At 64.1% G+C, this 25,107-nt stretch carries 28 protein-coding genes; 16 read left to right on the top strand and 12 right to left on the bottom strand.

Features of this window, described 5'->3' with window-relative positions; translation table 11 throughout:
- Positions 1-42 precede the first annotated feature (42 nt).
- The 7 genes from ACODSR_RS04950 (at position 43) to ACODSR_RS04920 (ending at position 3,229) form a co-directional block, all read left to right on the top strand.
- A complete protein-coding gene (locus ACODSR_RS04950) occupies positions 43-204 on the top strand; it encodes a helix-turn-helix transcriptional regulator (protein ID WP_489074272.1) in 162 nt (53 codons plus the stop codon).
- A gap of 64 nt (positions 205-268) precedes the next feature.
- On the top strand, positions 269-472 hold the full coding sequence (locus ACODSR_RS04945; protein WP_489074270.1) for a hypothetical protein: 204 nt from the start codon (positions 269-271) through the stop codon (positions 470-472).
- A gap of 111 nt (positions 473-583) precedes the next feature.
- Entirely contained in the window at positions 584-826 is a 243-nt protein-coding gene (locus ACODSR_RS04940) for an AbrB/MazE/SpoVT family DNA-binding domain-containing protein (RefSeq protein WP_489074268.1), read from the top strand.
- Complete coding sequence (mazF, locus tag ACODSR_RS04935) at positions 826-1,158, top strand: endoribonuclease MazF (RefSeq protein WP_489074266.1); 333 nt, start codon at positions 826-828, stop codon at positions 1,156-1,158. The genes ACODSR_RS04940 and mazF overlap by 1 nt, the downstream gene beginning before the upstream one ends.
- A 93-nt stretch (positions 1,159-1,251) precedes the next feature.
- Positions 1,252-2,190: a recombinase family protein gene (locus ACODSR_RS04930; RefSeq protein WP_489074614.1), complete on the top strand. Its 939-nt coding sequence runs from the start codon at positions 1,252-1,254 to the stop codon at positions 2,188-2,190.
- Positions 2,187-2,816 (top strand): hypothetical protein, encoded by a 630-nt coding sequence (locus tag ACODSR_RS04925; RefSeq protein ID WP_489074264.1) that lies wholly within the window; start codon positions 2,187-2,189, stop codon positions 2,814-2,816. The genes ACODSR_RS04930 and ACODSR_RS04925 overlap by 4 nt, the downstream gene beginning before the upstream one ends.
- 29 nt (positions 2,817-2,845) lie before the next feature.
- A complete protein-coding gene (locus tag ACODSR_RS04920) occupies positions 2,846-3,229 on the top strand; it encodes an endonuclease domain-containing protein (RefSeq protein ID WP_489074262.1) in 384 nt (127 codons plus the stop codon).
- Between the two features lie 36 nt (positions 3,230-3,265).
- Here the strand turns inward: ACODSR_RS04920 and ACODSR_RS04915 are convergent, their stop codons facing one another.
- Complete coding sequence (locus ACODSR_RS04915; RefSeq protein ID WP_489074612.1) at positions 3,266-4,531, bottom strand: glutamate-5-semialdehyde dehydrogenase; 1,266 nt, start codon at positions 4,529-4,531, stop codon at positions 3,266-3,268.
- 332 nt (positions 4,532-4,863) lie between these two features.
- Positions 4,864-5,349, bottom strand: a complete 486-nt coding sequence (locus ACODSR_RS04910; RefSeq protein WP_489074260.1) for a hypothetical protein — start codon at positions 5,347-5,349, stop codon at positions 4,864-4,866.
- 132 nt (positions 5,350-5,481) lie between these two features.
- On the opposite strand from ACODSR_RS04910, the gene ACODSR_RS04905 reads away from it, so the two are divergent.
- Both ACODSR_RS04905 and ACODSR_RS04900 read left to right on the top strand, forming a co-directional pair.
- On the top strand, positions 5,482-6,366 hold the full coding sequence (locus ACODSR_RS04905; RefSeq protein WP_489074259.1) for an aldose 1-epimerase family protein: 885 nt from the start codon (positions 5,482-5,484) through the stop codon (positions 6,364-6,366).
- Between the two features lie 143 nt (positions 6,367-6,509).
- On the top strand, positions 6,510-8,087 hold the full coding sequence (locus tag ACODSR_RS04900) for a peptide chain release factor 3 (RefSeq protein WP_489074257.1): 1,578 nt from the start codon (positions 6,510-6,512) through the stop codon (positions 8,085-8,087).
- A gap of 116 nt (positions 8,088-8,203) precedes the next feature.
- On the opposite strand, the gene ACODSR_RS04895 is transcribed toward ACODSR_RS04900, so the two are convergent.
- Together ACODSR_RS04895 and ACODSR_RS04890 are read right to left on the bottom strand one after the other, a co-directional pair.
- Complete coding sequence (locus tag ACODSR_RS04895) at positions 8,204-9,472, bottom strand: spinster family MFS transporter (protein WP_489074255.1); 1,269 nt, start codon at positions 9,470-9,472, stop codon at positions 8,204-8,206.
- Positions 9,473-9,578: 106 nt separating this feature from the next.
- Entirely contained in the window at positions 9,579-11,924 is a 2,346-nt protein-coding gene (locus ACODSR_RS04890; RefSeq protein ID WP_489074253.1) for a TonB-dependent receptor, read from the bottom strand.
- Positions 11,925-12,083: 159 nt separating this feature from the next.
- On the opposite strand from ACODSR_RS04890, the gene ACODSR_RS04885 reads away from it, so the two are divergent.
- On the top strand, positions 12,084-12,698 hold the full coding sequence (locus ACODSR_RS04885; protein WP_489074251.1) for a TetR/AcrR family transcriptional regulator: 615 nt from the start codon (positions 12,084-12,086) through the stop codon (positions 12,696-12,698).
- A 12-nt stretch (positions 12,699-12,710) separates the two neighbouring features.
- Here ACODSR_RS04885 and metW read toward each other — a convergent pair whose 3' ends face one another.
- Together metW and metX are read right to left on the bottom strand one after the other, a co-directional pair.
- The gene (gene metW, locus ACODSR_RS04880; protein ID WP_489074249.1) at positions 12,711-13,304 is read right to left on the bottom strand and encodes a methionine biosynthesis protein MetW; all 594 of its coding nucleotides are present in this window, start codon (positions 13,302-13,304) and stop codon (positions 12,711-12,713) included.
- Positions 13,301-14,437, bottom strand: a complete 1,137-nt coding sequence (gene metX, locus ACODSR_RS04875) for a homoserine O-acetyltransferase MetX (protein ID WP_489074247.1) — start codon at positions 14,435-14,437, stop codon at positions 13,301-13,303. Before metX ends, metW begins: the two co-directional genes overlap by 4 nt.
- 88 nt (positions 14,438-14,525) lie before the next feature.
- Here metX and hisC point away from each other — a divergent pair, with 88 nt between their 5' ends.
- Both hisC and ACODSR_RS04865 read left to right on the top strand, forming a co-directional pair.
- Entirely contained in the window at positions 14,526-15,635 is a 1,110-nt protein-coding gene (hisC, locus tag ACODSR_RS04870) for a histidinol-phosphate transaminase (RefSeq protein ID WP_489074245.1), read from the top strand.
- A 4-nt stretch (positions 15,636-15,639) separates the two neighbouring features.
- Positions 15,640-16,545: a prephenate/arogenate dehydrogenase family protein gene (locus ACODSR_RS04865; RefSeq protein ID WP_489074243.1), complete on the top strand. Its 906-nt coding sequence runs from the start codon at positions 15,640-15,642 to the stop codon at positions 16,543-16,545.
- Here ACODSR_RS04865 and ACODSR_RS04860 read toward each other — a convergent pair.
- The 4 genes from ACODSR_RS04860 to ftsE are packed head-to-tail and all read right to left on the bottom strand — an operon-like array spanning position 16,542 to position 19,404.
- Positions 16,542-17,246, bottom strand: coding sequence for a lysophospholipid acyltransferase family protein (locus tag ACODSR_RS04860; protein ID WP_489074241.1), 705 nt, complete (start codon positions 17,244-17,246; stop codon positions 16,542-16,544). The two genes, ACODSR_RS04865 and ACODSR_RS04860, sit on opposite strands and share 4 nt — an antisense overlap.
- A 15-nt stretch (positions 17,247-17,261) precedes the next feature.
- Positions 17,262-17,792 (bottom strand): YdcF family protein, encoded by a 531-nt coding sequence (locus tag ACODSR_RS04855; RefSeq protein ID WP_489074240.1) that lies wholly within the window; start codon positions 17,790-17,792, stop codon positions 17,262-17,264.
- Positions 17,789-18,694 carry a cell division protein FtsX gene (locus tag ACODSR_RS04850; protein ID WP_489074238.1) on the bottom strand — a complete coding sequence of 302 codons (906 nt, stop codon included), beginning with the start codon at positions 18,692-18,694 and terminating at the stop codon, positions 17,789-17,791. Before ACODSR_RS04850 ends, ACODSR_RS04855 begins: the two co-directional genes overlap by 4 nt.
- Positions 18,694-19,404, bottom strand: coding sequence for a cell division ATP-binding protein FtsE (gene ftsE / locus ACODSR_RS04845; protein ID WP_489074236.1), 711 nt, complete (start codon positions 19,402-19,404; stop codon positions 18,694-18,696). The genes ACODSR_RS04850 and ftsE overlap by 1 nt, the downstream gene beginning before the upstream one ends.
- 169 nt (positions 19,405-19,573) lie before the next feature.
- Here ftsE and ACODSR_RS04840 point away from each other — a divergent pair, with 169 nt between their 5' ends.
- Positions 19,574-20,380: a zinc-ribbon domain-containing protein gene (locus tag ACODSR_RS04840; protein ID WP_489074234.1), complete on the top strand. Its 807-nt coding sequence runs from the start codon at positions 19,574-19,576 to the stop codon at positions 20,378-20,380.
- Between the two features lie 77 nt (positions 20,381-20,457).
- On the opposite strand, the gene ACODSR_RS04835 is transcribed toward ACODSR_RS04840, so the two are convergent.
- Positions 20,458-21,363 carry a pirin family protein gene (locus ACODSR_RS04835; RefSeq protein WP_489074232.1) on the bottom strand — a complete coding sequence of 302 codons (906 nt, stop codon included), beginning with the start codon at positions 21,361-21,363 and terminating at the stop codon, positions 20,458-20,460.
- Positions 21,363-21,650 carry a BolA family protein gene (locus ACODSR_RS04830; RefSeq protein WP_489074230.1) on the bottom strand — a complete coding sequence of 96 codons (288 nt, stop codon included), beginning with the start codon at positions 21,648-21,650 and terminating at the stop codon, positions 21,363-21,365. Before ACODSR_RS04830 ends, ACODSR_RS04835 begins: the two co-directional genes overlap by 1 nt.
- A gap of 44 nt (positions 21,651-21,694) precedes the next feature.
- Between ACODSR_RS04830 and ACODSR_RS04825 the strand changes: the two genes are divergently transcribed.
- The 3 genes from ACODSR_RS04825 (at position 21,695) to cobS (ending at position 25,104) form a co-directional block, all read left to right on the top strand.
- A complete protein-coding gene (locus ACODSR_RS04825) occupies positions 21,695-22,315 on the top strand; it encodes a DnaJ domain-containing protein (RefSeq protein ID WP_489074228.1) in 621 nt (206 codons plus the stop codon).
- Between the two features lie 402 nt (positions 22,316-22,717).
- Positions 22,718-24,010 (top strand): Hsp70 family protein, encoded by a 1,293-nt coding sequence (locus tag ACODSR_RS04820; protein WP_489074226.1) that lies wholly within the window; start codon positions 22,718-22,720, stop codon positions 24,008-24,010.
- A gap of 86 nt (positions 24,011-24,096) precedes the next feature.
- Positions 24,097-25,104, top strand: a complete 1,008-nt coding sequence (cobS, locus tag ACODSR_RS04815; RefSeq protein ID WP_489074224.1) for a cobaltochelatase subunit CobS — start codon at positions 24,097-24,099, stop codon at positions 25,102-25,104.
- Positions 25,105-25,107: the final 3 nt, after the last annotated feature.

Below are 25,107 nucleotides of genomic sequence, written 5' to 3'. Positions count from 1 at the left end.
CGTCATCGGGGGCGCGTAACATGCTGTGAAGAGAATGTTCCGATGACCAATAGTGATCGCATCATTCGCCTGAAAACCGTTCTGGCCCGCACGGGCCTCTCTCGTTCCACCCTCTATCGCAAAATTGCTTACGGTACATTTCCCGCGCAAATCAGGATCAGCGTCCAGGGCGCTGGATGGCGGGAGTCGTCCGTCAATCTGTAGATCGCCGATCCCGTGTCCTACAGGGCCGACAATGACAATTTACTTTCGCGCAAGGAGGGCAACCATGAAAATGGGTGACGATGAAGCCACAGACCATCGCATCCTCGCCGCGAACGACAATGACATTGTCACCGAACCGCCTGACATGGATGTAGAAGCAGCGCTGACCTGCATCGCGGAGGCTATCGGTCGGCACATCGCCCGCCAGCATATTCGCGCCCGCACAGCGGCCAATGACAATCAGCCTTGGGTGACTGAAGGAGAGTAAGTGGTGGCAACGTGGGTGGGTGGTACGTAAGGCCTAGTCTGGTATCGACATTTGTTTACACTTATCGATGCTGTGATAGTGTATGGCAATACCACTAAAAGGAGGTGCGCTATGCGTGTGCAGGTCAAGAAATGGGGCAACAGCGCCTCGGTGCGGATTCCTGCATCGGTCATGGCTGCTGCTGCTTTGCATATCGATCAGGCGGTGGATGTGCGGGAAGAAGGTGGCCGCCTGGTGATCGAGCCGATCCGAGCACCTGTCTATGATCTCGATGAATTGCTATCCGCAATGACGCCCGACACCTTTCCCGATGATGTCGATTTTGGCGCTCCGATCGGCAAGGAAGTCTGGTGATGCCTGCCTGGGTGCCCGATCGCGGGGACATCATATGGCTCCATTTCGATCCGCAAGCGGGACATGAACAGGCGAGGCACCGTCCCGCCCTCGTCCTCTCGCCCGCGCGCTATAACGGTCAGCGTGGCATGATGCTATGTTGCCCGATGACAACGCAGATCAAGGGCTATGCCTTTGAGGTTGTCGTCAGCCACGATCCGCCAAGCGCTATACTGGCCGATCAGATCAAAAGCCTCGACTGGCGTGCCTGCAAGGCCAGCGCCAAGGGGAAGGTATCGGTCGAAGTGCTGGCCGATGTTCGTGCCAAACTCAAGGTGCTGCTGCAAATCTAACCTATCAGGGAGATACTCATGACCCGCGTCGCCCTCTCCGCCCGTTACTCCTCCAACCAGCAGAGCGCCGCGTCGATCGAAGATTAGCTTCGCATCTGCCGCGAGCGGGCGACCAGCGAAGGCTGGCATGTCGTTGAGACATATTCGGATGCTGCAATTTTGGGGGCCAGCATGATCCTGCGGCCTGGCATCCAGTCGTTGGTGCAAGACGCACGGGCAGGTCTGTTCGACATGGTGCTGGCCGAAGCCCTGGATCGGGTCTCGCGTGACCCGGCGGACGTTGCCACGCTCTTTAAGCATCTCCAGTTCGCCCGCGTGCCGCCGGTGACGCTCGCCGAAGGCGAAATTTCCGAACTGCACGTTGGTCTCAAGGGCGCGATGAACGCGCTGTTCCTTAAAGACATCGCCAAGAAAACCCATCGTGGGCAACGAGGCCGCGTGGAGAAAGGCTTTTCGGCAGGACCCGTAGGCTATGGCTATCGCACGGTGAGGCGGCTTTCCAGCGAAGGTGAACTGGTACGAGGCGAATGCCGGATCGAGCCGAGCGAAGCGCCAGTGGTCGAGCGCATCTTTCGCGAGTTCGCCGCGGGCAAGAGTCCACGCGCCATTGCTCGCGACCTCAACGCCCAAGGGATCGCTGGTCCTGCCGGGCGGCCATGGAGCAACACGACCGTGACCGGCAAGCGTTGCCAGGGCGTGTGTATTCTCAACAATGAACTCTATGTCGGAAAGCGGGTCTGGAACCACAAACACTATCTCAAGAATCCGCTGACGGGTCGGAGGGTAGCCCGCACCAACCCCCAAGCCGAATGGGTTCGGGTAGAGGTACCGCATCTGCGGATCGTCAGCGACGATCTTTGGCGCGCAGTGAAGCAGCGACAGGATGCACTTACCGACAAATATACCCAAGCCACGCAAGCCAGCCGGATGCATCTTGGCAGACGCCCGGTCCATCTGCTCTCGGGCCTTATCGAATTTGGCCTGTGCGGCGGCAAGCTCGGTGTGGCGGTCAATGGCGCTATGGCTGTTTGAATCATCATCGCCGCCACATCTGCGCCAACAACCGGACCATTCGCCGTGAAGTGCTGGACCAGCGGGCACTTGCGGCCCTTACCGAACGGCGTGTGTCTCGCGACAAGGTGCAGGCGGCTGTTGCGGCCTATGCCGAGCATATCAATCGCGAGAACCGGGAAAATCGCGCGCAGGTTGAAGAGGATCATCGTGCGCTAGAGAAGATCGACCGGGCCATTGCCGGGATCATGATCGCCATCGAGGACGGACTGAATCAGCCTGCCATGAAAGTTCGCATGGCGGAGCTTGAACGACAGAAGGCCGACATAGCCGCCCGCATTGCCCAATTGCCGCAACCCATCCCCGATGTGCATCCTAGAATCGCCGAAATCTACAAGCGGGAGATGGCGCGATTTACGCAGGCGCTCGAAGATCCAGAAACACGGCTTGATGCCTCGCGGGCCATTCGGTCTTTGATCGACCGGATTGTCTGGCATCCAGGCGAAAAGCGCGAGGAAATACATGCCACGCTACACGGTGCCTTGGTGGGCATTCTAGATTTTGCTCGGGAGACTTCCGGGCCTGCCTCACTTGCGACGCTAGCTACACCAAAGGCGGCATCGGGTTCACCGGAGAGGGCTGGGTGAGGGCCTTTCTTACTTTATAGTGGCCCCCGATGTACCCGGTCCGACGCCGGATAAGCCCTCATGCCAGCCGCCTTCGACGGGATATGACTGACGTTGAGCGATCGGTCTGGGCGGTATTGCGCAATCGTCAGCTCGAAGGTTTCAAATTTCGCCCCCAGGCCACTATCGGGCCATTTATAGTAGATTTTCTGTGCATTGAGGCCGCGTTGGCGATCGAAATTGATGGCGGCCAGCATAATGAACAGGCGGATCGTTCACGCTCGGAATTTTTGGAAGTGCAAGGGCTGCTCGTCATGCGCTTCTGGAATCACGAAGTGACGGAGAATCTTGAAGGTGTGGTTGAGGCCATTCGTATGGCTCTTTTCAAAAAGACCCTCACCCAACCCTCTCCCGCGAAGGCGCGAGAGGGCTAAGAAAGCACCCAGCCCGAACGGAGGGAGTATCTGACCTTAAGGCCGAACCTGCCCCGTCCCGCGCACGATCCATTTGTAGGTCGTCAGCCCCTCCAGCGCGACCGGCCCGCGCGCGTGGAGGCGGCCGGTCGAGATGCCGATTTCCGCGCCCAGCCCGAATTCGCCGCCATCGGCGAACTGGGTGGAGGCGTTCCACATCACGATGGCGCTATCGACGGCATTCAGGAACCGCTCTGCAACCTCGGCATCCTCGGTGATGATCGCGTCGGTATGGTGGCTGGCATGGGCGGCGATATGGGCGATCGCCCCATCGACGCCATCGACCAGCCGGATCGACACGATCGCTTCGAGATATTCGGTGTCCCAGTCCTGATCGCTGGCCGCAACAACGCGCGCGTCCATCGCCTGCACCGCTTCGTCGCCGCGCACTTCGCATCTGGCGTCGAGCAAGGCCTTTACCAGCGCGGGCGCGTCGCCAAAGGCGCGGTCGATCAGCACCGTTTCGGTCGAACCGCACACGCCCGTCCGCCGCATCTTGGCATTGATCACCAGCTGCCGCGCCATCGCGGGGTCCGCCGCGCCATCGACATAGCTATGGTTGATGCCGTCCAGATGCGCCAGCACCGGCACCCGCGCTTCCTCCTGCACCCGCGCGACCAGGCTCTTGCCCCCGCGCGGCACGATCAGGTCGATAAATTCGGTGGCGCGCAGCAAGGCGCCCACGACCGCGCGGTCGGTGGTGGGGATGAGTTGCACGACGTCGGCGGGCAGGCCAGCGGCCACGATCCCCTCGACCATCGCGGTCAGGATCGCGCGGTTGCTCTCCTTCGCCTCGCTGCCGCCGCGCAGGATGACGGCATTGCCCGCGCGCAGGCAGAGCGCCGCGGCGTCCGCCGTCACATTGGGGCGGCTTTCATAGATGATGCCGATCACGCCCAGCGGCACGCGCACGCGGCTGAGTTCCAGCCCGTTGGGACGCACGCTCTGGTCGATGACGCTGCCCAGCGGATTGGACAGGCTGGCGACCTGCTCCACCCCATCGGCGGTGGCCGCGACCCGGCCCGCGTCCAGCTTCAGCCGGTCGAGCATGGCGGGCGACAGGCCATTGGCGGCGGCATTGTCCATGTCACGCGCATTGGCGGCGATGATCGCCGGCGCCTGATCCCGCAACGCCTGCGCCGCGCGGCGCAGCGCGTCGGCCTTTTGCGCGTCGCTCGCCTGCGCGAGGGCCAGCGCAGCGCGACGGGCGCGCGCGCCCATCATCGCGATCAGCATTTCAGGGGTCTGGGTCAGGTCGTTCATCATGGGTCTCGCCAGTGTGTTGGCGGCGACCTAGCATGAAAGCAGGATGAAGCGAAGGTGTGAACTCTGTCTCGAAATGCGCGAAAGAGCGCATTTGCGTTACCGCACCAGCCCACACCCCCACCCGACCGCCCACAGAGTGTATCCTGAATGGGAGGTCGGGTGGGGGTGTGGGCCGGTGCGGTCTAAACCTTGCGAACCAAGGGCCGATGGCCGGATCATGGGTCGCGAATGATCCGGCCATCGGCAGGCAGTCAGACCGCCTTCTTATGGCATCTATCCATCCCGTCGGACGCGCGCATACCCCATCGGGGTTATGCGCGCGAATATGCTTAGCTGATGATCTTGCAGCCTTTATTCGCCGCCATCCCGCGCAGATAGCCGCGCCGGGCGATCCCCGCCGTGACCGCCGCCTGCAAACGCCGTTCCTGCGGCGCGGCGCCGCTGATTTCGCGCACCAGACCCCGGAAAGGGATCAGCGAATTGACGATGGTCTTGCCGACCGCCTCGGCAATCTTGCCGGTGCGATTCTCGTTCGCTTTTGCGCCGACCGTGAAATCCTCGCCCAGCACTGCGTTGAGTTCGCCCAGCGATGCTTTCAGCCCCTTGCAGGTCCGCGACGCCGGGGTCGCATAGGGATTTTCCACCGCTTTCAGCAACACCGGCGGAATCTCGTCCTTGTCCAGGCCGATGTCGCGCACCGGCTGGCTGGCGATATTACCCGCTTTTTTGAGTGTTTCGTCCTTTGGCTTTTCCGCTTCCTGCGCCAGCGCCGGTGTTGAACAGAGTAAAAGCGCGGCCATACCGTATATTTTCATGATCATGTCTCCCGCGTGCCAAACCAGCGATGCAATCTTTCGGTTCCCTTGCGAAACGAGCGCGCGTCGGGGCAAGACAGGCGGCTGCCTCCGCGCTAAGGCAGGCCCGCATCATCAGGAGGACAGCAGGACGTGACAGACGCACCGGTCAGCATCGCTTCGGACCAGTTGAGCGCCACCATCCACCACCATGGCGCGGAACTCTGGTCGCTGCGCGATGCACAGGGGCGCGAGTTGATGACCGACGCCGATCCGCGCTGGTGGACTGGCCATGCGCCGCTGCTGTTCCCCTTTGTCGGGCGGTCGCGCGGCGACGTCTATCGGCTGGACGGGCGCGATTATGCGATGCCTCAGCACGGCTTTGCCCGGCGCAGCGCATTCGCCCGGATCGACCGCAGCGAGAGCGCCGCAACCTTCCGGCTGGAAGCGGACGAGGCAAGCCTTGCCGTCTATCCCTTCACCTTCCGGCTCGACATGAGCTTTGCGATCGAGGGGGCCAGCCTGCGCATGACCGCGACGGTGAGCAACCGGGGGGAGGCGGTCATGCCCTTCTCCTTTGGCTATCATCCCGCCTTCGCCTGGCCCCTGCCCTATGGCGGCGCACCGGAGGATCACCGCATTGTCTTTGAACAGCCCGAACCCGCGCCGATCCGCAAGGTGGGCGAGGAACCGGGCCTGATCGCGCGGGAGTCCATCGCATCCCCGGTCGATGGCGACACGCTCGTCCCCAGCCGTGCCATGTTCGCGGGCGACGCACTGATCTGGGATGATCTTGCCAGCCGCTCATTGCTCTGGGGCGTGCCGGGCCAGCCGCGCCTGAAAATCGACTTTCCCGACACGCCATGGCTGGGGCTGTGGCAGAAGCCGGGCGCGCATTATCTGTGCGTCGAACCTTGGGCGGGCATGGCCGATCTGGTCGGGTTCGAGGGTGACGTGTGGGAGAAACAGGGCATCATCGCCCTGCCGCCGGGGCAGAGCCGCGCCTTCCGCATGGACGTCAGCCTTGTGGACGTGTAACGGCGCAACCTAGATTCCGTTCGGGCTGAGCGAAGTCGAAGCCCTCCACTGAGCGAAGCCGAAGTGCCTCGCCTCCGCTCGGCATGGCCCTTCGACTTCGCTCAGGGCGAACGGCTTTATTACTCCCGACCCAGAAAATCATCATGACCATCCCATCCCGCCGCACCTTCGCGATCATTTCCCACCCCGACGCCGGTAAGACTACGCTGACCGAGAAGCTGCTGCTGGAGGGCGGCGCGATCCATCTGGCGGGTGAAGTCAAGGCGCGCGGGGCGAACCGGCGCGCGCGATCGGACTGGATGAAGATCGAGCAGCAGCGCGGCATTTCCGTCACATCCTCGGTCATGACGTTCGAGCGGACCCGCGATGGCGAGACGATCACCTTCAACCTGCTCGACACGCCGGGGCATGAAGATTTTTCCGAGGACACCTATCGCACCCTGACCGCGGTGGACTCCGCCGTCATGGTGATCGACGCGGCCAAGGGCATCGAGCCGCAGACCCGCAAATTGTTCGAGGTATGCCGCCTGCGCAACCTGCCGATCATCACCTTCGTCAACAAGGTGGATCGCGAAGGCCGCGAGACGTTCGGCCTGCTCGACGAAGTGGCGGACCAGTTGCAGCTTGACGTCTGCCCGATGAGCTGGCCGGTCGGCATGGGTGGCGAGTTTGAAGGCATATATGATTTCGCCACCAACCGGCTGATGCAGCCGAGCGGGCCGTCGAAGGAATTTGACGGCACGCGGCACCAGTTTACCGGGCTGGACGACCCGAAACTGGCCGATTTCCTCTCCCCCGACGGCCTGACCAAGCTGCGCGAAGAGGCCGAACTGTCACAGGGCGGCTATGCCGAGTTCGATCTCAACCGCTATCGCCAGGGTGACCTTACCCCGGTTTATTTCGGCTCCGCGCTCAAATTGTTCGGCGTCACCGAGTTGATCGACGCGCTGGCCGCCCACGCCCCGCCGCCCCGCGCCCAGCCCGCCGAACCCGCTGCGGTCGAGCCGGAGGGCAGTGAAGTTACCGGCTTCATCTTCAAGGTGCAGGCCAATATGGACCCGATGCATCGCGACCGCATCGCCTTCATGCGGCTGGTGTCGGGCAAGTTCAAACGCGGCATGAAGCTGACCCCGTCAGGCTCCGGCAAGGCGCTGGCGGTCCACTCACCCATCCTCTTCTTCGCGCAGGACCGTGAGCTGGCGGACGAGGCCTATCCCGGCGACATTATCGGCATCCCCAACCATGGCGCGCTGCGCGTGGGCGATACGCTGAGCGAGAAACCCGGCCTGCGCTTCACCGGCCTGCCCAATTTCGCGCCGGAAATTTTGCGCCGGGTGCAGCTGAAAGACCCGACCAAGACCAAGCAGTTGCGCAAGGCGCTGGACGACCTGTCCGAAGAGGGCGTGATCCAGGTATTCTACCCCGAAATCGGCAGCAACTGGATCGTCGGCGTCGTGGGCCAGCTCCAGCTCGAAGTGCTGATTTCCCGGTTGGACGCGGAGTATAAGGTCGCAGCGGGCCTCGAACCCTCGCCCTTCGACACCGCCCGCTGGATCAGCGGCGACGAAGCCGCGATCAAGGATTTCATCGGCTTCAACGCCGCCAATATGGCCAAGGATCGCGACGGCGCGCTGGTATTCATGGCCCGCAGCGCCTGGGACATTGGCTATCAGCAGGAACGCCACCCAAAGATCAAGTTCAGCGCGACCAAGGAGCGGTAATCCCCTCCTCCGTTCGCCCTGAGCTTGTCGAAGGGATCGGCTGAGCGAAGTCGAAGCCACTTCGCTTCGCTCAGTAGAAGGCTTCGACTTCGCTCAGCCCGAACGGGGATTGGGAATTACGCCGCCACCCAATTCTTCCTCAGCGCCCTGCCCGCCAGCGCCATGAACAGCCCCGCCAGCAGATAGAAGCCCAGCGCCGCGACGATCGCGTAGCGCAACGCCTCCACCCCATAGGCGGGCGTCAGCGCATCGGACAAAGCCCCCACGCTCCAGCTGCCCAATCCCAGCCCGACCAGATTGTTGATCAGCAGGAAGCTCGCCGCCGCGCTGGCGCGCATATGGGCGGGGACGAGGTGCTGCACGGCGGTCAGTACCGGGCCGAGCCAGACATAGACAAGCGCCTGCGGGATCAGAAACAGCGCAAAGGCAAAGCCCACGCTGTCGGACAGCACGCCGACCACGAACAGGGGCATCCCCACGACATAGCTGATCGCAGGCACCCAGGCATAATAGGCCTTGTCCTTACCGCCCATCGCGTCGCCCAGCCAGCCGCCGAGCAGCACGCCTGCCACCCCGCCGATCAGCAGCAGCGCTCCCAGAAACTGCCCCGCGCCCATCAGGTCGAGGCCAAAGCTGCGCATCAACAGGCTGGGCAGCCAGAAGGCGACACCATAGCCGCACATCGAACTGCATGCCGCGCCCAGCGCCAGAAACCAGAAGCCGCGCTTGGCCGCCAATATGCCGAACACTGCGCTGACCGGCACCGCATCACTCGCCAGCACCGGGCGCGCGGGTTCGCGCACCACCAGCCGAAACAAAGGCGCGATCAGCAGACCCGCCAGCCCCACCGCGATGAAGGCGGTGCGCCACTCGACCGCCTGCGCAATATAGCCGCCCAGCAGCACGCCACCGGCTGATCCCAACGGAATGCCGAGCGAATAGATGGAGAGCGCCCGCGCCCGCTGGTTCGCGGGGAAATAATCGGAAATCACGGCATAGGAGGGCGCGACGCCGCCCGCCTCCCCCACGCCCACGCCGACGCGGAACGCGAACATCTGCCAGAAACTGCCCGCCATCCCGCACAAGGCGGTAAAGCCGCTCCACACGGCGAGGGAGACGGTGATCACCCAGGTCCGGCTGGTCCGGTCGGCCAGCAGCGCCAAGGGAATCGCCAGCGTCGAATAGAGCAAGGCAAAGGCGATCCCGCCCAGCGCGCCCAACTGCCCGTCGGTGAGGCCCAGCTCCGCCTTGATCGGGCCAGCCAGGATGCCAAGGATCTGCCGGTCGAGGAAATTGAACGTATAGACCAGCAGCAGCATCGCCAGCACGACGCCGCGATAGGCGGGGGAAACGGGTGCCGGGGTGGCGGGTGTTGGGTCGGTCATGCTTGCTTCTTACGCTCCCTACCGCCCAGCAACAGCGTGTTCCCGCGCAGGCGGGAACCCAGTCCCGCCGTGGAACTGGATTCCCGCCTACGCGGGAATACCGAACCTAGAACTTCACCATCCCCGTGACGAACACCTGCCGGGGATTGCCGTAAAAGGCCGTCAGAGTGCCTTCACGCCCCAGCGAAGGGGTCGGGAAACCCGCTGCATTGTTGATGATCGCGCCGGTCGTCGCATTGGCCGCGACGAAGGTGTAGCCCGACGTCTTATATTCTTTGTCGAGCAGGTTCTTGCCATGCAGCCCCAGCGTCCAGCGATCATCCGGCGCGGTATAGACGATGCTGGCGTCCCACAGGGCAAAGCCCTTCTGGTCGATATAGGGGTTGGGCACTTCAAACTGATAGGTTTTGCTGCGCCACGAGACGGTGCTGCCCGCGTAGAGGCTGCCGTCGCCGACTGGCGTGGTGTAGCCCAGCGTGCCGCTGGCGGTCCATTTGGGGGTGTTCTGCACTTCGCGGAACGCGGCCACATCAGTCGGGACGCCGCCGATATTGGTGATATATTCGCGATATTCCGCGTCGATGAAACCCACCGCCGTCGCCAGGCTCAGCCGGTCGCCGCCGGTCAGGAAATCCTGCGCCAGCCGGGCGTTGCTTTCAAATTCCAGCCCCTTGAACCGCGCCTTGCCCGCATTGGACACGACGCCGCAGAAGGACGGGATGCCGCCGACCGAGCAGGCCACCGAGCCGGGGATCTGCACATCGGTATAATCGGCATAGAAGCCCGCGACCGCGACATAGAGCGCGCCGTTCATGAAGTTGCCCTTATAGCCCACTTCATAGCTTTCGACGCTTTCGGGGCGGAAGCTGAGGAAGGACGCGATCTCGCTATCCTCGCGGATGCCATTGCTGTTGAGGTCCGGGGCATTGACGCCCACGCCGCGCGGGTCGAACCCGCCGCCCTTGAAGCCCTGCGCATAGCTGGCATAGATATTATGATCAGGCGTCGGCTTGTAGCTGATCGAGACGCGCGGCGTGAATTTCTTATATTCGCGCTCACCGTTGAAATTGGTGCTGGGCGCGCCGAACGCCACGCCTGCGCCGCCGAACAGGGGCGACCCGCCGCCCAGATAATTTTGCCGCAATATGTCGGCCCGGCGCTTGTCCCACGTATAGCGACCGCCCGCCGAAATGCTCAACTGCTGCGAAATGTCGAAGGTGAAGTCGCCGAACACGGCATAGGTTTCGGTATCGACATCCGCCTGGGTGAAGGCGGTCAGACCCGCCAATGTCGTGAACAGCCGGACGTCGAAGGCGGTGTCGGCCTTCGCATCCAGATAATAGAAGCCCATCAACCCATGCAACGGGCCGCTGTCATAAAGAAGCTGGAATTCCTGGCTCAATTGCTCGTTGAAATAGAAGGCCGGGACATCGACGTCGACCGCAGGCAGCGCGTCGAAATCAATCGGCGATGCACTGTCATCCTTGCGCCACGCGCTGATTGATCGCAGCGTCACCGCGTCGGACAGTTCCGCCGTGATATTCATCGAAAGCCCGTAGGACTTCACATATTGTTTGGGGTCGGTGAGGCCACCGCGCGTGTCGAACACGTCGCCCAGCACCGGCGCCCCCGACAACTGACCGGGGATCAGGCGATGGCCGCCACGCGCGCTGCTATTATCCTTGGTATAGTCGCCGGTGATCCGCATCAGCACCGGCTGGCCATAGCCGCCCATCTCGAACGTTGCGCGCCCGGCCCAGACATCCTTGTTGTAATTCTCGTCCCCGGTCGTGAGATTGTCGCCAAAGCCACCGCGCGACAGGCGGGCAAGTGCGCCGCCGACCCGGATCATGTCGCCGATCGGCGCCGACACGCTGATGATGCCATCGGCCTGATCATAGGTGCCATAGCTGCCCTTGATCTTGAGCGCAAAATCCTGCGGCAGCATCTTGGTCACATATTTGACCGCGCCGCCGATCGTGTTGCGGCCATAAAGCGTTCCCTGCGGCCCGCGCAGCACCTCGATCCGCTCGACATCGTAAATGTCCAGGATCGCGCCCTGCGGCCGGTTCAGATAGACATCGTCCAGATAGATGCCCACGCCCTGTTCAAAGCCGGACACCGGGTCCTGCTGGCCCACGCCACGGATGAAGGCGGTCAGCGTCGAATTGGTGCCGCGCGACGCTTCCAGCGTGGTGTTGGGGGTCAGGTTCGCCAGATCGGTAATGTCGATCGCGCCCTGCGATTCCAGCTTGTCACCGGAAAAGGCGCTGACCGCGATCGGCACGCTCACCAATGTTTCCTCGCGGCGACGGGCGGTAACGACGATCGCGCCTTCGCTGTCGTCGACGGCTCCCTGCGGCGCGTCCTGCGCAAGGGCGGGCAGGGCCAGCGCGCCGGTCCAGGCGGCAGACGCAAGGGCTAGAGCGCGGATGCTGTGATAGGCCTTCATGAGCGGTCCTCTCCTGAATATGTGCGCCCGGTTGGCGGGTCGCCATGTGTCTTGTCCGATTCGATAATGAAAGTTGAACCATCTTTCAACTTGAAATAGAGAGCAGGCTATCGACGCAGCCAGAATGCGCTAAAAAGAACACAGGGACGGGGAGAGAGCATGACCGATCAGGGACCGGGCAAGGACGATAAGACCCCCCGCACGGCGCGCGGCGAACGCACCCGCCGCGCGCTTCTGGCGGCGGCTGCGCAGGAGTTCGGCGAAAAGGGATTTCACGAAGGCTCGATCAGCGGCATCACCCGCCGCGCGGGCTGTGCGCTGGGCAGTTTCTACACCTATTTCGATACCAAGGATGATATTTTCCGCGCGCTGGTGGCCGATATGTCGGGGCAGGTACGCGACTATGTGTCGCCCCGCATCGCGACGGCGCGCGACGGCATCGACGCCGAACGGATCGGGCTGCTGAGCTTTCTGGAGTTCGCCCGGTCGCACAAGGAGCTTTACCGCATCATCGACGAATCGGAATTTGTCGATGCCGCCGCCTACCGCGCCCATTACGAAAACACCGCCGCCCGCATGACGACCCGCCTGGCCAAAGCCGCAGAGCGCGGCGACGTGCGCGGCGATGTGGAAGAAGTCCACGCCTGGGCGATCATGGGCATGAACGTGTTTCTGGGACTGCGCTACGGCATCTGGGACGACAGCCGCCCGGCGGAAGAGATCGCCGCGATCGCCAATGCCCTGATCGAAAAGGGGATCGGGATGCGGGTGTAGGAACGAGCGAACCTATTTCCGCAGCAGAAACACCGCATGTTCGGCGAACAGATTGGCGTTGGCGTGGGTGGTTTCCCTGTCGCCCTTCAGGAACCATTGCCCGTCGATGGTCCAGCCGCGATCCTTCACCAGCGCGCGGAAATCGTCCACCGTCACATGATGGATGTTGAGCGTGTCATACCAGGTGTCGGGCAACAGCCGGGTCACCGGCATCCGCCCACCCCACAGCAGCGAAATCCGCCCGCGCCAATGGGCGAAATTGGGGAAGGACACGAAGGCCTGCCTGCCGATCCGCAGCAGTTCCTCCACCACCAGGTCGGGCCGCCGCGTCGTCTGGAGCGTCTGGCTCAATATCGCATAGTCGAAACTGGCGTCGGGATAGTAGCGCAGGTCGGTGTCCGCATCGCCCTGCACCACCGACAGGCCGCGCCCGACTGCGTCGGCGACGTTGGACCCGTCAATCTCCAGCCCGCGCGCATCCACCCCGGCATTGTCGCGCAGCGCCGCCATCAGCGCGCCGTCGCCACAGCCCACGTCCAGCACCCGCGCGCCCTGCCGCACCGTGCGCGCGATCAGCGCCAGATCGGGCCGCAGCAGCTCACTCACGCCCGACCGCCTTTCAGGAAGCCATCGACAACGCGGTTCAATTCAGGACATTCCAGCAGGAAGGCGTCATGACCGAACGGGCTGGACAGTTCGACGAAACTCGCCTGCGCGCCGCCTGCGTTCAGCGCATGGACGATGATCCGCGATTCCGTCGTCGGATAGAGCCAGTCGGTATCGAAACTGACAAGGCAGAAGCGCGCCTTGCTCGCCGTAAACGCTCTGGCCAGCGATCCGCCATGATCCTCGGCAATGTCATAATAGTCCATGGCGCGGGTGATGTAGAGGTAGCTGTTCGCGTCGAACCGCTCGACAAAGCTCAACCCCTGATGGCGCAAATAGCTTTCCACCTGAAAATCCGCGTCGAAGCCGAACGTCTTGGCGTCGCGGCCCTGCAAGCGCCGCCCGAATTTCTCGGTCAGCCCCGCTTCGGACAGGTAGGTGATATGCGCCGCCATCCGCGCGACGGCGAGGCCGGCGCTCGGCACTTGCCCGTCGGCATAATAATCCCCCCCGCGCCAGTGTGGATCGGCCATGATCGCCTGCCGACCGACCTCGTGAAAGGCGATATTCTGAGCGCTGTGCCGCGCGGTTGACGCAATGACGATGCAGCTTTCCACCCGGTCGGGAAACAGCGTCGGCCAGGTCAGCGCCTGCATCCCGCCCATCGACCCGCCAATCACCGCCGACAGTCGGTCCACCCCCAAATGGTCGAGCAGCATCGCCTGCGCCCGCACCATGTCGGCGATGGTCAGCACCGGAAAGCGCATGGCAAAGGGCGCGCCCGTCGCCGGGTCCACACTGGCCGGGCCGCTCGACCCCATGCAGCTGCCGATGACATTGGCGCAGACGATGAAATGCCGCGCCGGATCGACCGGCTTCCCCTCCCCCACCAGTCGCCACCACCAGCCGGGCTTGCCCGTCACCGGATGGTCGGACGCGACATATTGGTCCCCGGTCAGCGCATGGCAGATCAGGATCGCGTTGGATCGGTCGGCATTCAGCGTGCCATAGGTTTCATAGGCTATATCGACCGGACCCAGCGCCGCGCCGCTGTCCAGCGGCAATGGCCCGGCAAGCCGAACCTGTCGGCGCAGGCCGAAACGGCTGTCATCTGTCATAGAGAGGCTGGCCATGGTCGCGCCGGGCTAGGACCACGGTGGAGCGCTGTCAATCTGGACTGCCGCTTTGCCTTTGGCGCGGAAGCCGCTAAAGCGCGTCGCCATGACAGAGACACTTGCAAAACCCGCTCCCAAGGACTGGATTCTCGGCATTTCGCCCTATGTGCCGGGCAAGTCCGCGACCGATGATGGCCGTCCGCTGATCAAGCTGTCGGCCAATGAAAATCCGCTCGGCACCGGCGCTGCCGCCCGCGCTGCGTTGGTCGCCGCCACCGCCGACCTCGCCACCTATCCCGATCCGGGCGCGACCATGCTGCGTGAGGCGATCGGCGCGGTGCATGGGCTGGACCCGGCGCAGATCATCTACGGCACCGGATCGGACGAGTTGCTGCACATCGCGGCCAGCGCCTATGCCGGGCCGGGTGATGAAGTGCTGTATGTGCGCTATGGCTTTGCCGTTTACGACATCGCCGCCCGCCGTGTCGGCGCGACCCCGGTGATCGCGCCGGACAAGGATTATGCCACCGACGTGGACGCACTGCTGGCCGCCGTGACGGACAAGACCAAGGTCGTATTCCTCGCCAACCCCAACAACCCGACCGGCACGATGACCAGCCGGGAGGAGATTGCCCGGCTGCACGCGGGCCTGCGCCCCGACATATTGTTCGTGCTGGATCAGGCCTATGCCGAATATCTCGATACGGACGAGGATGATGGTGGCCTCGAACTGGCCAGAACAGCCAGCAATATTTTCGTCACCCGCACCTTTTCCAAAATTTACGGGCTGGCGGCGGAGCGGATCGGCTGGGGCTATGCCAGCGCGGAAGTGATCGACATCCTCCACCGCATCCGCGCGCCGTTCAACGTGACGACCGCAGGGCAGGCCGCCGCGATCGCCGCGATCAATGACAGTGCGTGGGTCGAATCGAGCCGCACCCATAATGCGCGCTGGCGCGAATGGCTGGCGGGCGAAATCGGTGCCCTGTCCAACCACGGCCTGCGCGTGGTGCCCAGCAAGACCAATTTCCTGCTGATCCTGTTCGATGGCAAGCTGACCGCCGAAGCCGCGATGAAGGGATTGTGGGAAGAAGGCTATGCCACCCGCTGGCTGCCGGGACAGGGGCTGCCCAACGGCCTGCGCATCACCATCGGCACCAAGGCGCAGACCCGCGCGGTGGCGAACAAGTTGCGCGCCATGGCGGAATCGGCCTGACGCGATGCTGCCATTCGCCCGCGTCACCATCATCGGCCTTGGCCTGATCGGCTCCTCGCTTGCCCGCGCGATCCGGGCGGAGATGCCGACCGTGCGGGTCACCGGCCATGATGCCGATCCGGCGGTGCGCGACACCGCGCGGCGGATCGACCTGTGCGACGACATTACCGACACGGCAGGGGCGTCGGTCACCGACGCCGATCTGGTGGTGCTGTGCGTGCCGGTGCGGGCGATGGGTGCGGCAGCGGCGGAACTGGCCGATGATCTGCCCGCCGACGCGATCGTCAGCGATGTGGGTTCCTGCAAGGCGGACGTGCTGGCGCAACTGGTCGCGGCGCTCCCCGGACGCACGATCATCCCGGCGCATCCCGTCGCAGGCACGGAGAATAGCGGGCCGGAAGCGGGCTTTGCCACATTGTTCAAGGGCCGCTGGTGCATCGTCACCCCGCCCGCTGACGCTGATCCGGTTGCGGTCGAGCGCGTCGCAGACCTGTGGCGGCGGGTCGGCGCGGACGTGGAGATGATGGACCCGGCGCATCATGATCTGGTGCTGGCGGTGACCAGCCATTTGCCGCATCTGATCGCCTACACCATCGTCGGCACGGCCAGCGATCTGGAAAATGTGACACAATCGGAAGTCATCAAATATTCCGCCGGTGGCTTTCGCGACTTCACCCGCATCGCCGCGTCCGACCCGACCATGTGGCGCGACGTATTCCTGGCCAACAAGGACGCGGTGCTGGAAATGCTCCAGCGCTTTTCGGAGGATCTGTCAGCGCTCCAGCGGGCGATCCGCTGGAATGATGGCGATGCGCTGTTCAACCTCTTCACCCACACCCGCGCCATCCGCCGATCGATCATCGAACAGGGTCAGGACGACGCCAAGCCGGACTTTGGCCGGGCGCATTAAGTCAGGGCAGAAGGCGGGTTCAGCGCGTTGATCGCGGCATGGACCCGCACTTCCGCCTCGCGCCGGTCCAGCCCGGCCGGCACGATCGCACCCACCTTATAGGTGATGATGCCCGCTTTTTTCAGGAAACTGCCCTTGGGCGACACCCGCCCGCTATCCAGCGCGATCGGCACTACCGGCAGGCTCAGCAGGGCATATAGCCCGGCAAAACCCGACTGCAACGGCGGCGATTGCCCATGGGGAACGCGAGTGCCTTCGGGGAAAATACAGACCGCCCGCCCCGCTTCAGTGGCTTCTCTCGCGCGGGTCCGCAACGTCCGCATCGCGCTAGCCCCGGCGGCGCGCTCGATCGGGATCAGGCCATAGCGTTCGGCGATAATTCCCCACAACGGAATGTCGAACAGCTCCCGCTTGGCCGGGATAACGGGCAGGTCGAACACGCACAGCATGTCGATGGTCTCGAACATCGATTCATGCTTTACGACGTAGAGATAGGAACCCAGCGGCAAATCGCCCTCTATCACCACCCTCTGCCCCAGCAGCCAGCGGGCGCAATGGCGGTGGAACCAGCCCCACATCGTCGCCACCCACCGCAGCGCGGGCGGCGAAAACTGGCCTACGACCAAAGCGATCAGCACCAGCAGCAGGCTGCCGGGATAGAAGATGAGCGAAAAGACGATGGAGCGCAGCAAGGTGATCATTGAAGCCCTATGCCATCAAATGCCAAGAAGTGCAGCGGCCCGGCGCAGCAGATATTTATTATATTCGCGCGCTAGCATGGTGAGGCTCGGACGACTGGGCACCGCGTCATAGACGATAGCGACCCGGCCGGGCAGAGCCTGCCGCAGTTCGAGCGCCGCGCGGCGCATATGCCAGTCGGTCGTGATGAGACGCACCGTCTTGTAATCGCGCCGTTCCAGCCAGCGCGCGGTTTCAATCGCGTTGGACCGTGTGTCGATCGCTTCGCGGCCCAATGTGATGCAGCAGGTGAACAAGGCTTCGGGCGTCTGATATTGCGCCGCGAGTTCGACCGGGCGGACGGAGCGATCGACGCCGGAAATCAGCATCCGTTTGGCCGCCCCGCCCTGCAACAGGGCAATGCCCCGGTCGATCCGCCCCGCGCCGCCGGTCAGTACAACGATCGCGTCGGTCTGGCGCCCGTCGAGCGGCTGGGGCAGGAAAATCGCAAACCACACAAAGCCCAGCATCCAGCCGAGCAGCGCGACGGCGAGCAGCCGGACGATCACAGCGCCCGCCCCAGCGCCCGCAACACCGTCCAGCGCGCCGCCAGCGTCGCCAACAGGACGCCCGCCACCGGCAGCAATGCCAGCACCGCCCAACTGATCGGCGGCAGGCGCACCGCGCCCAGCAGTTCCGAACCGGTAGCCGAGAGGCGCAGGCCAATCAGCAGGATGACGAAGGCAGCAAAGGCAAAGCCCAGCGCGCTGCCCAGCAGCGCGTCGAGGCCAATGCGGCGCTGGAACAGCCGGGCAATCTGGACGTCGGTGGACCCCATCAGGTGCAGCACCTCGATAGTGCCGCGATGGCTGTCATGCGCGCCGCGCGCCGCCAGCACCACGACCGCGCCGGTCGCCAGCGTCATCAGCAAAACGACCCCGGCGGCCAGCCAGCCCAGCGCCGCCAGCAATCCGGCCAGTGGCATCAGGAAGGCGGCATGGGGTTCGATCCGCAAGGCAGGCGACAGGTCGCCCAGCAGACGGCGGAGCCGCGCAACCTTTGCGTCGGCATCGCCCGGCGTCAGCGTCACGTCGATCAGCGCAGGCAGGGGCAGGTCGCCGCTGGTCGCTTCCTCGCCCAGCCAGGGGCGGATCTGCTCGGCCAGCAGTGCAGGATCGACCGCTGCGGCAGCCTGCACCCCGTCCGCGCCGCGCAATGCCGTCAGCGCTCGTGCGGCGAGTTGGTCGCGCTGCTGCGGGTTCGCTTCGACCACCTGCACGCTGGCGCGACCGGCCAGGTCCGCGCTCATCGATTGAACCGCAGCCCCCAGCCCCAGACCGGCAGCGGCGGCCAGCACGGTCAGGAACATCATGATCGCGATGATCCACAGCATCGGCCCGGCCACCCGCCCGCCGGGCAGCAGGCGATGGCGCGCCGCAGCGGCGGCACGGCGATCCGCGCGCGACGCCATCACTCGCCACCCTGCTGGCGCGGCGGATAGCGCAGCGATCCGGTCGGGTCGGCCAGCCGCCCCTTGTCCAGTCGCATCATCTGCGCGCCCGATACCTGCGCGATCAGCGGCAGGTCATGGGTGGCGACGACGATGGTGGTGCCCAGACGATTGAGCGCCTCGAACAGGGTCATCAGGCGGCGGGCCATGTCGGCGTCGACGTTGCCGGTCGGTTCGTCCGCTACCAAAATTTCGGGCCGCCCGATCACCGCGCGGGCGATGGCGACGCGCTGCTGCTCCCCGCCCGACAGGGTTGCAGGCCGCGCCTGCCCGCGGTCGCCCAGCCCGACCCAATTGAGCATTTCGGTGACGGGGGCGTCGATCTCTCCCTCCTCCATGCCCGACACCCGAAGCGGCAAGGCGATATTGTCATAGGCGGACAGATGCGGGACCAGCCGGAAATCCTGAAACACCACGCCGATGCGGCGGCGGAAGCCGGGCAGGCGTTTGCGCGGCAGGGTCACGACATCTTCGCCGAACAGGCGGATGACGCCCCGGCTGGGGCGCTGGGCAAGGTAGAGCAATTTGAGCAACGATGTCTTGCCCGCGCCCGATGCGCCGGTCAGGAAATAGAAGCCGCCGCCCGCCAGCGTAAAACTGACGTCGGACAGCGTTTCGCTGTCCAGACCATAGCGCAGGCCGACATTCTCGAACTGGACGATGGCCGACATGACTTGAAATATGGCGCTCGCGCGCTCCCTGTTCCCCGGAACCACAGCCATGGCACAGCGGGCAGGCAGCCGTAAAGCCCGGCCGGCATCTGACCGCGAGTCGCGACGGAATGACGCCAACACAAGTTGACCGCTTGCGCGCGAGTCCCTGCCATGCCTATGAAGCAACATGATCCTGGTGTGCCCCAATTGCGCGACGCGCTATGTCGTGCCGGACAGCGCCGTCGGCCCGGCCGGCCGCCAGGTCCGCTGTGCCGCGTGCAAGCATAGCTGGTTCCAGCAACCAGCCGCCCTGCCGCCGCGCGAGAGCGCGCCGGTTGAGGCTGCGGTAGTTGTGCCGCCGGTTGCGGCACCGGTCGAACCCGTCGCCCCGCCCGCGCCTGTCACTGCACCGGAAGCGGCCGAAGCCGTGGCCTCTGTGCCGGAGGAAGTAGCGCCCGTGGCGCCGCCGATCGCCGCGCCTGCGGACAATCGGATCGACGATATTTACGCCGGTGCGCCGGTCGATGTCGTGGAGGAGGGCCAGTTCGCGCCCGCGCCGCCGTTCAAGCCGCGCCGCAATCCAGTCAAGCTATGGACCTATGCCGCCATCGCCTTTGCCTTGGTCGTCGCGGCGGCTGGCGGAGCCTTCTATTATTTCGGACCGCCGGGATGGGCAGTCAGCCTGGGGCTGGTGGCCGAAGAGGGCGATCCTGATCTGCTCTTCTATCTGTCCAAGCCCGCCGAGCGGCGCAAGCTGCCGACGGGCGAGGAATATTTCGCGTTCGGCGCGCGGATCGTCAACAGCGGGACGCAGGCGCTGCCGGTGCCGCCGGTGCTGGTCCAATTGCGCGACCGGCAGAACCGGCTGGTGTTCAGCTGGACGACCAAGGCCGACAAGAACCGCCTGAAGCCGGGCGAGGAAGCGTCGATCAACGAGAGCCGGATCGACATTCCCAAGAACGCCGAGAATCTGTCGCTGACGTTCGTTCAGTAGCACGAGGGCGCGTCCAGCCGCCCGCCCCCTCCACCATCGGCTGCGCCGACGGTCCCCCTCCCCGAAACGGGGAGGAATTACGGATAGCTGACCGTCTTGGGGCGGCCCTGCGGGATCGGGATGAACTCCTGATCATCGCCGGGGATCAAGGGGAAGCGGAGGGCTTCCCAATCCTCGCGCGCCTGCATCAGTCGGTCCTGGCGGGAGGAGACGAAATTCCACCAGACATGGCGCGGCGTTTTGAAGGCTTCGCCGCCGCACAGCACGACGCGGCCACCATCGACGCTCATCAGCGTGGCGCTGGTGCCGGGGCGCAGGACGTAGAGCGTCTGGGGCGCCAGCATCATCCCGTCGAGCGCGGCATCGCCGCCAGACACGTAAATCGCGCGTTCGTCGGTGGACGGGTCGATCGGCACATGGCCGCCGGGCGATAGCTGGATGTCGGCATAGATGGTATCGGCATAGGTGGTGACGGGCGAGCGCTGCCCCCAGAGCGACCCCATGATGACGCGGGCGCGCACCCCATGCGCCTCGATCACCGGCAGGCCGCCTTCGCCGACATGCTCGAACGCCGGGTCCATTTCTTCCAGCGCGTCGGGCAGCGCCAGCCAGGTCTGGATGGCGGACAGTTTGGAGAGCTTGGCCCGCTCTTCATCGGGCGAGCGTTCGCTATGGACGATGCCCTTGCCCGCCGTCATCAGATTGACCGCGCCCGCCTCGACAATCTGCTCCGTCCCCAGCGAATCGCGATGGAAGAAGGCCCCTTCATACATATAGGTGACGGTGGCGAGATTGATATGCGGATGGGGCCGGACGTCGATGCCCTGCCCCGCGCCGATCTTGGCTGGCCCCGCCTGATCGAAGAAAATGAACGGGCCGACCATCGTGCGCCCCTTGGCGGGCAGCGAACGGTGGACCTTGAAATCGCCCAGATCATGGGTGGTCGGCGTGATCGTCTGGATGATGAGATCGTCCATGGTCATCAGGCTTCTCCCGGAGCGCGCGCCTTGATGGCCAGCGCATGGACCTTGTCGCGCAGCAGGTCGGCAAGCGCGGCGTTGACCATGCGCTGGCGGGCGACGCGGCTCTGGCCGGTGAAGCGATCCGACACGATGTCCACAGTGAAATGGCTTTCGCCCGATCCGTCATGCCCGGCGTGACCGCGATGCTTTTCGCTGTCGTCGATCACGGCCAGCTGTTGCGGGGTCAGGGCATTTTGCAGCCGCGTTTCGATTTCGGTGGCCACTGGGCCTTTCAGAATCTGGGTCATGCCGCCTATATAGACGCTTTGCCGCGACTTGCATCAGGACAGTTTTGTCGACCGACCCTTTCTCGACCCGCCGCTTCAACCGCTTCCATGGCCGGGTGGAGGGCGACCGCCCCTGCTGGGTGACCGGCTGCCCGGAAGCGGGCGAGTTTCGCGCGCCACCGCTGGAGGGCAGCGCCCGCCCCGGTGACGAGGGGCCGCGCTGGCGCTGGCTGTGCCTGGACCATGTGCGCGAATTTAATCAGGGCTATAATTTCTTCACCGGCATGTCGCCGGAGGAAATCGCCGCTGCCCAGCGCCCCTTTGCCGGGTGGGAGAGGGAGACGCGCGCTTTCTCCTCCAACGCGCACAGCCCGCCGCCCAAATGGTCGGATTTCTCCGATCCGCTCGACGCCATTGGCGCGAAGTTCAAGGAACGGGTGGCCAAGGCGCGGGCCGATGCGCAGATGCGGCAGGACGGGCAATTTCTGTCGACGGAGGACCGCAAGGCGCTGCGCGTCATGGAATTGGAGATCGACGCCGACCGCAAGGCGCTGCGGACGCGCTACACCCAGTTGCTGCGCCGCTATCACCCCGACCATAATGGCGGCGATCGCAGCCATGAAAGCGCATTGCAGGCGGTGATCGAAGCCTATGGCCATTTGAAGAAGGCGGCGATTTTCGCTTAAAATTTAGGCGATCTTGTCCTTTGCAAATCCGATATTGGCGTTTCAAGAATAAGCCCGTCCTCCCCTGGCGGGGGAGGTGGATGGCCGCAGGCCAGACGGAGGGGTGTCGCCCTCTCGACAGGGTGACACCCCTCCACCACCAGCTACGCTGGTGGTCCCCCTCCCCTTGCAGGGGAGGAATTTGGTGGTGAATTTGCAAACTTCATAGTCACCGAAATTCAACCGGGTTTCGATTGCGGAAGTTCGCAAACTTTACCCATGTTGCGCATGGCAAGTTTTTCGCAAGATCGACGATGGGAAAGAGCCGGGGCGGAGCATGGCAGTAAAGGGGCCTGTAGGACAGGCTTGTCCTGACACGGCACGGCTGTCATAGCGCGCGGCCCCTTCCCCGGAGACACAATCATGCAGGACGTGCCGCGCGCGCTGGGCCTAGATTTCGGCACGACCAACAGCGTCGTCGCCATCGCCACTGGCCAGCAGTCCGATCTGGTTGAATTTGCGGGCAAAGAAGCGACCGGGGCGGTGTTCCGCTCTGCCCTGTGCTTCTGGCATGAGGAGGGCGTCAAGGGGGGCCTCGCGCATGAGGCCGGGCCATGGGCGATCGCGGAATATATGGAATATCCAGAGGATAGCCGCTTCCTCCAGTCGTTCAAATCGGTCGCGGCCAGCCCGATCTTCGAGAGCGCAAACATATTTGAGAAACGCTATCGCTTCGAGGAACTGGGCGCGATGTTCCTCAAGCATATGGTCGGCCATGCGGGCGGCGCATTGGACCAGAGGCCGGAGCGGATCATCGTCGGGCGACCGGTGACCTATGCCGGGTCGCGGCCTGACGAGGCGCTGGCGCGCAAGCGTTACGACGCCATGTTCGCCGATTTCGGTGCCGACATTCATTATGTCTATGAGCCGCTGGGCGCGGCGTTCAGCTATGCCAGCCGCCTGACGCAGGCGGCGACGATATTGGTCGCGGACTTTGGCGGCGGCACCAGCGATTTTTCGATCGTGCGGGTGGAAGCGCCGGGCGCGGCGCGGCGGGCAACGCCCTTGGGATCGGCGGGCATCGGCATTGCTGGCGACCGGTTCGACTATCGGATCATGGACCATCTGGTGCTGCCGATGCTGGGCAAGGGCGGCAGTTACCAGTCGTTCGGCAAGACGCTGGAGATACCGCGCAGCTATTTCGCCGACTTTGCCGACTGGTCGCGCCTCGCGCTGATGCGCAACCGGCGGACGATGGATGAACTGGCGAGGCTACAGAAATCGGCCGATGAGCCCGCCGCGATCGGGCGGATGATGACGGTGATCGAAAAGGAGCTGGGCTATCCGCTCTATGATGCGGTGGGCAGCCTGAAGCGGGCTTTGTCGGCGCAGGAGAGCGCGGCGTTCCGCTTTGCAGGCGGCGGGCTGGAGATTGGAACGCAGGTGACGCGCGCCGATTTCGAGCGCTGGATCGCGCCCGATATCGCCCGGATCGAGGGATGCGTGGACAAGGCGCTGGCAACCGCAGGCGTAAGCGCGGACGCCATCGACCGGGTGTTCCTGACCGGCGGATCGTCGCTGATCCCGGCAATCCGGGGGATATTCGACGCGCGCTTCGGGGCGGATCGGATTGCGACCGGGGGCGAACTGACATCGATCGCGCATGGGCTGGCGCTGATCGGGCAGGAGGCCAATCTGGCCGAATGGGCCGCTTGATCCGGCGCATCCTTGCCCCCACTCTATCGACACAGCCTTCATGGATCGGTTAGGGCTGGCGTGACTCGCAGGAAGATGATGACCCGATGACTGATATTTCCAACGTTCAGCCCGACACGCGCGCCGAAACGCTGATGGATGCCCCCGACCGGTTCGTGGACGCCCGCGATGTGTTCGGCATCGACGTCGACATGCAGATCCCGGCCTTTAGCGAAGCCGACGAGCGGGTGCCGGACCTGGACCCCGCTTATGTGTTCGATCCCGACACCACGCTGGCGATTCTGGCAGGCTTCGCGTTCAACCGCCGCGTCATGGTGCAGGGCTATCATGGCACGGGTAAATCGAGCCATATCGAACAGGTCGCCGCGCGCCTGAAATGGCCGTGCATCCGCATCAATCTGGACGCGCATATCAGCCGCATCGACCTGGTCGGGCGCGACGCCATCGTCCTGAAAGACGGGCAGCAGGTTACCGAGTTCAAGGAAGGCCTGCTCCCCTGGTCATTGCAGCGCCCGGTCGCTTTGGTGTTCGACGAATATGACGCGGGCCGCCCCGACGTGATGTTCGTGATCCAGCGCGTGCTGGAAACCGACGGCAAGATGACGTTGCTCGACCAGAATCGCGTGATCCGGCCCAACCCCTATTTCCGCCTGTTCGCGACCGCCAATACGGTGGGTCTGGGCGACACGACGGGCCTGTATCACGGCACGCAGCAGATCAACCAGGGCCAGATGGACCGGTGGAATCTGGTGGTGGCGCTCAATTACCTGCCCGCCTCGACCGAGGCGCAGGTGGTGCTGGCCAAGTCCGGCGAATATGATCATGAAGGCGGCCGCAAGGAAGTCGAGAATATGATCAAGGTCGCCGAACTGACGCGGCAGGGCTTCATCAACGGCGATATTTCGACCGTCATGTCACCCCGCACCGTGATCAGCTGGGCGCAGAACGCGCTGATCTTCAAAAATGTCGGCTTTGCGTTCCGGTTGAGCTTCCTCAACAAATGCGACGAGGCGGAGCGCGCACTGGTGGCCGAATATTATCAGCGCGTGTTCGGCAAGGACCTGCCGGAGAGCGTGGTGGGGAAGGCGGGGTAAGCC

The sequence above is a fragment of the Sphingobium sp. FG125 genome, from assembly GCF_057809795.1.
The sequence above is the reverse complement of the archived record's forward strand: the minus strand, read 5'-3'. Positions and strand labels throughout refer to the sequence as shown.

Coding starts and splice junctions, on each gene's coding strand:
- hisC (WP_489074245.1), top strand. CDS start 14,526: ATGACAGAGACACTTGCAAAACCCGCTCCCAAGGACTGGATTCTCGGC.
- ACODSR_RS04950 (WP_489074272.1), top strand. CDS start 43: ATGACCAATAGTGATCGCATCATTCGCCTGAAAACCGTTCTGGCCCGC.
- ACODSR_RS04835 (WP_489074232.1), bottom strand. CDS start 21,363: ATGACCATGGACGATCTCATCATCCAGACGATCACGCCGACCACCCAT.
- ACODSR_RS04865 (WP_489074243.1), top strand. CDS start 15,640: ATGCTGCCATTCGCCCGCGTCACCATCATCGGCCTTGGCCTGATCGGC.
- cobS (WP_489074224.1), top strand. CDS start 24,097: ATGACTGATATTTCCAACGTTCAGCCCGACACGCGCGCCGAAACGCTG.
- ACODSR_RS04820 (WP_489074226.1), top strand. CDS start 22,718: ATGCAGGACGTGCCGCGCGCGCTGGGCCTAGATTTCGGCACGACCAAC.
- ftsE (WP_489074236.1), bottom strand. CDS start 19,404: ATGTCGGCCATCGTCCAGTTCGAGAATGTCGGCCTGCGCTATGGTCTG.
- ACODSR_RS04900 (WP_489074257.1), top strand. CDS start 6,510: ATGACCATCCCATCCCGCCGCACCTTCGCGATCATTTCCCACCCCGAC.
- ACODSR_RS04895 (WP_489074255.1), bottom strand. CDS start 9,472: ATGACCGACCCAACACCCGCCACCCCGGCACCCGTTTCCCCCGCCTAT.
- ACODSR_RS04920 (WP_489074262.1), top strand. CDS start 2,846: ATGTACCCGGTCCGACGCCGGATAAGCCCTCATGCCAGCCGCCTTCGA.
- ACODSR_RS04910 (WP_489074260.1), bottom strand. CDS start 5,349: ATGAAAATATACGGTATGGCCGCGCTTTTACTCTGTTCAACACCGGCG.
- ACODSR_RS04860 (WP_489074241.1), bottom strand. CDS start 17,246: ATGATCACCTTGCTGCGCTCCATCGTCTTTTCGCTCATCTTCTATCCC.
- metX (WP_489074247.1), bottom strand. CDS start 14,437: ATGGCCAGCCTCTCTATGACAGATGACAGCCGTTTCGGCCTGCGCCGA.
- ACODSR_RS04945 (WP_489074270.1), top strand. CDS start 269: ATGAAAATGGGTGACGATGAAGCCACAGACCATCGCATCCTCGCCGCG.
- mazF (WP_489074266.1), top strand. CDS start 826: ATGCCTGCCTGGGTGCCCGATCGCGGGGACATCATATGGCTCCATTTC.
- ACODSR_RS04840 (WP_489074234.1), top strand. CDS start 19,574: ATGATCCTGGTGTGCCCCAATTGCGCGACGCGCTATGTCGTGCCGGAC.
- ACODSR_RS04850 (WP_489074238.1), bottom strand. CDS start 18,694: ATGGCGTCGCGCGCGGATCGCCGTGCCGCCGCTGCGGCGCGCCATCGC.
- ACODSR_RS04885 (WP_489074251.1), top strand. CDS start 12,084: ATGACCGATCAGGGACCGGGCAAGGACGATAAGACCCCCCGCACGGCG.
- ACODSR_RS04830 (WP_489074230.1), bottom strand. CDS start 21,650: ATGACCCAGATTCTGAAAGGCCCAGTGGCCACCGAAATCGAAACGCGG.
- ACODSR_RS04915 (WP_489074612.1), bottom strand. CDS start 4,531: ATGAACGACCTGACCCAGACCCCTGAAATGCTGATCGCGATGATGGGC.
- ACODSR_RS04940 (WP_489074268.1), top strand. CDS start 584: ATGCGTGTGCAGGTCAAGAAATGGGGCAACAGCGCCTCGGTGCGGATT.
- ACODSR_RS04890 (WP_489074253.1), bottom strand. CDS start 11,924: ATGAAGGCCTATCACAGCATCCGCGCTCTAGCCCTTGCGTCTGCCGCC.